At 59.4% G+C, this 3,007-nt stretch carries 4 protein-coding genes; 1 reads left to right on the top strand and 3 read right to left on the bottom strand.

The window, feature by feature from the left end:
* A partial coding sequence (locus CW742_RS09650) for a phosphomethylpyrimidine synthase ThiC (RefSeq protein WP_292419711.1) occupies window positions 1-916 on the top strand: 916 nt, incomplete at its 5' end.
* Between the two features lie 12 nt (window positions 917-928).
* On the opposite strand, the gene CW742_RS09645 is transcribed toward CW742_RS09650, so the two are convergent.
* The 3 genes from CW742_RS09645 to CW742_RS09635 form a co-directional block, all read right to left on the bottom strand.
* Complete coding sequence (locus CW742_RS09645) at window positions 929-1,978, bottom strand: DUF1848 domain-containing protein (protein WP_292419709.1); 1,050 nt, start codon at window positions 1,976-1,978, stop codon at window positions 929-931.
* A 56-nt stretch (window positions 1,979-2,034) separates the two neighbouring features.
* Window positions 2,035-2,802 carry a 16S rRNA (adenine(1518)-N(6)/adenine(1519)-N(6))-dimethyltransferase RsmA gene (gene rsmA, locus CW742_RS09640; protein WP_292419707.1) on the bottom strand — a complete coding sequence of 256 codons (768 nt, stop codon included), beginning with the start codon at window positions 2,800-2,802 and terminating at the stop codon, window positions 2,035-2,037.
* Window positions 2,799-3,007 (bottom strand): DUF655 domain-containing protein (locus tag CW742_RS09635; protein ID WP_292419706.1); only part of this gene is annotated, 209 nt, incomplete at its 5' end. The genes rsmA and CW742_RS09635, both read right to left, overlap by 4 nt.

The following is a 3,007-nucleotide window of genomic DNA, read 5'->3' as shown; positions in this document are numbered from 1 at the left end:
GAGGGATATCCTCGCGTTTACCACGCTCCCCGTCACCACCGTGCCGATCTACCAGGCGGTTGTCGAATGCGGCCTCGAGACCATGACGGCAGAAGATATCCCTGCCACCCTCAAACAACAGGCCGGGCAGGGGATCAGTTCGGTTGTCGTCCACTGCGTGACGCGGAAAATGCTTGAGGTTTTCAAGAAGAAGAGACGGGTTCTCGGGATGGTCTCCAAGGGAGGGTCGATCACCAGCGCATTCATGCTTACCCATGATTGCGAAAACCCGTTTGTAGAACACTTTGACGAAATCCTCTCGATCTGCCGGAAGCATGATCTAGTCCTTTCGCTTGGCAACACGGCACGGAGCGGCTGTATCCACGATCGCCCGGATGCATTCCAGCAGGCCGAGCTCCGCCAGAATGTCACGCTTGCCCGGCAGGCCCTTGCAGCCGGAGTCCAGGTGATCATCGAAGGCGCGGGCGGGCATATCCGCCACGACAGGATTGCTCCCGTTGTCCGCTCGTATAAGAAACGCTCCCCGTTCCCACTCTTTGTTGCCGGGCCCCTGCCAACGGATATTGCGGCAGGATACGACCATATTGCCGGTGCCATCGGGGCCAGCACCGCGAGTGCGGCAGGAGCGGATTATCTCTGTTATATCACCCCGGCAGAACACCTCGGGCTTCCCGATCCCGAAGCGGTGAAAGAAGGTCTCATCGCGTTCAGGATTGCAGCCCATGTCGGCGATACCGTCAAGCAGGGCAGGGAGAAAGAGGATGAAGAAGTAGCGGTCCACCGGGCCGCACTCGACCGGGAAGCACAGATCCGGTGTGCCATGGACCCGGAGCGGGCACGGCAGTTCTGCGGGGAGGAGACGGAGTGCACGATGTGCGGGAAGTTCTGCGCGATAAAAATTATGCGGGATTTCTGACAGCCCGTTACCTTACCCGACAATTGTATCGTGGAACATCCCGCTGTCGCGATCTGCAAGGTACTGTGAATAATTCCGGCGCACGGTTGCCGCTGACGTATTGGCATAGCAGTACGAGCAGAGATGCATGCAGGTCGAGTACTGCCCGATATCCTTCGACACAATGCACCGGCAGGTATTCCGCTGGCCGGGGTCCTTCAGGCGCCGCGAGGGATCCGGTGAAGACCCGTCAAGTGCCTGCAGGCCTTCGGGCCGCAGGAACGCCATCAGGTCCTTGTCGTGAGCAAACTCGGTTGTCATCAGGTCATAGCTGATGCACTGCCCCCGTCCGATACCATACTGCGAGAGATCGCGGCCCTCGGCGCAGGCGGAAAGGGTCAGGCCCCAGCGTTCATTGAGACGGCGGAGGCCCTCGCAGAACTCAGCAATTTCTGCATCCGAGAACTCGCGGGCGCCCCGGCACCCGGCGGCGTCCAGGTTCCGCCGGACTTTCGTGTATTTCTCGATGTCCACGAAACTGAAGACCATCCGTTTCGTGAACGGGGCGATGCGGTCGCCGATGCGTTCCACCCGGTCCAGCAGTTCGCTGACCGTGATGGTTTCCGTAAGGATGAGGGGATCAAACCGCCACACGACCTTTCCCGGCCCGATCCGGCGGGAGAGCCGGATGAACGTTTCAATCCGTTCATCGAGCGGTGGCACGTTTTGTTCCATGCGTTCGGCTTCGTAGTCGTTGAGGGTGTAGAGGAAATAATACCCGTACCCGAGATGGTCGAGCGTATCCAGGAAGGGAAGGAACGGCAAGGGGTTCTTGGACCAGAAGACAAAGAGCCGTGTCCGGGCAAACGAGACAAAGACCGGTCTGCCACCAAAGGGGCTTTTCCATCGAACGTATCCCTCTTTCAGCCGGTGGAGGAACCAGTCCCCGTAGAATGCCGGGATATCCGTGGATCGGCTCACCGATACGATGACAGGGGCGATCGCCTCAACAATCTGCCTGCCGGATGGGACCGTTGGGTCAGCAACTTCGAGCGATACCTTCTCCCAGCCTCTCCATTTCATGACAGTCCCAGAAGAAGTATTCAGCAGGGCAGGAGCAAAAACCGTTCGGCCTTGAGTCACGGGATGTTTGCGATAGTGGCAAAGTCCTCGAGATACAATGCCTCGGGACGACTTGCCAAAATCTCTTCCGGCAGGGTCGAGAGCACCCGCTTCACCCATTCGGCACCCAGCATAGTGCCGGCCGATCCCTTCAGGCAGTTTCTCACGGTCTTTCTCCGGTGCGAGAAGAGCGCCCGGACAACATTCGCATACAGGCGCCGGTCATTGATGTAAAAGATCGGCTCGCGGGGAAAGATCTTCACAACCGCGGAGTGTACCTGGGGCCGGGGCGAGAAACTCTGCGGCGGGAGCCGGAAACACTGCTGCACGGCTGCATAGGTCTGGACCATGATCGAGAGCCGCCCGCAGTCCTTGGTCCCTGCCTTTGCCACCATGCGATCGGCAAACTCTGCCTGGTACATCAGGACGCCGACCTCGAACGGGTGTTCCAGCAGCCGGAACGTGATCTTGGATGAGGCAGAATAGGGAAGGTTCGATACCGTAACATCAAACGGGGGGTATTCGCACCGGGTGGCATCGCCGTGCTGGAGCACGAGCTGTCCTGATGCAATCTCATCAGAAAAGGTCTCGCTGAGCTGCTCCACGAGCACCCCGTCGAGCTCGATTGCATGCACGGTGGTGCCCCGGTTGAGCAGGGCACGGGTGAGTGCCCCGTTGCCCGGCCCGATCTCGAGCACCTTCTTCCCCCGCACTTCAGTTAAGTCCGCGATGCGGTTCACCGCATTCTGGTCAACGAGGAATTGCTGGTCGTGCTGCGCTTTCATTTCGTGGTAAACAGGTGGTACTTGGTCTCCTTGTCCTGGAGCTCTTCGAGAATCCGTGCCTGTACCATCTGCTCCTGGTGGGGGATCTCCTTGATCCGCGCGGAGATGTCGGCACAATTCTCAAAGGGCGTCTGGTTCCGGGACGCGACGATCCCCCCCATCAGCTTCTCACCGATGCCCGGTGGACGGTGGAGCAGGTGGGGTT

This window comes from Methanoregula sp. (assembly GCF_002835825.1).
GTDB lineage: Archaea > Halobacteriota > Methanomicrobia > Methanomicrobiales > Methanospirillaceae > Methanoregula.
This window is presented reverse-complemented; position numbering and strand designations above follow the sequence as displayed.

Coding starts and splice junctions, on each gene's coding strand:
- CW742_RS09645 (WP_292419709.1), bottom strand. CDS start 1,978: ATGAAATGGAGAGGCTGGGAGAAGGTATCGCTCGAAGTTGCTGACCCA.
- rsmA (WP_292419707.1), bottom strand. CDS start 2,802: ATGAAAGCGCAGCACGACCAGCAATTCCTCGTTGACCAGAATGCGGTG.